General features: G+C 65.5%; 1 protein-coding gene. It reads left to right on the forward strand.

Annotation, left to right across the window (positions count from 1 at the left end):
- Positions 1-222 precede the first annotated feature (222 nt).
- Positions 223-377: transposase (locus ACFXKA_RS23740; RefSeq protein WP_379428953.1), on the forward strand; the 155-nt coding region annotated here is incomplete at its 3' end.

Here is a 377-nt window from a genome sequence, read left to right on the forward strand (position 1 = left end):
GCCCCCGCGGGGGTCGGCGGGCTGCGGCGGGCTGATCCCCGCGCGGCCCAATTTTGAGTTTAGCGGATTTTTCTGGGGTATCCCACCCCCGCGCGGCCCCCACCCCACCAGCATGTTTGGTGAAAGTTGTTGCCCACGTTGGCATATAGGTGAGGTCTCCGGTATTTCGGATTAGCGACCAAGCAAATCTGAATAGCCGGAGACCTCGTGGCCAGCGTAGCGGTGGCGGGGCGAGCGGATCTGACCGATGCCCAATGGGCGCGGTTGGAGCCGTTGTTGCCTCGTGGGAAGAAGGCGGGACGCCCGTCGAAGTGGACGAAACGTCAGCTCATCGACGGGATCCGGTGGCGGACGCGGGTCGGGTCGCCGTGGCGGGA

Origin of the sequence: Nocardia sp. NPDC059228, from assembly GCF_042754245.1 — a bacterium.
In the GTDB taxonomy this organism is placed as follows: Bacteria; Actinomycetota; Actinomycetes; order Mycobacteriales; family Mycobacteriaceae; genus Nocardia.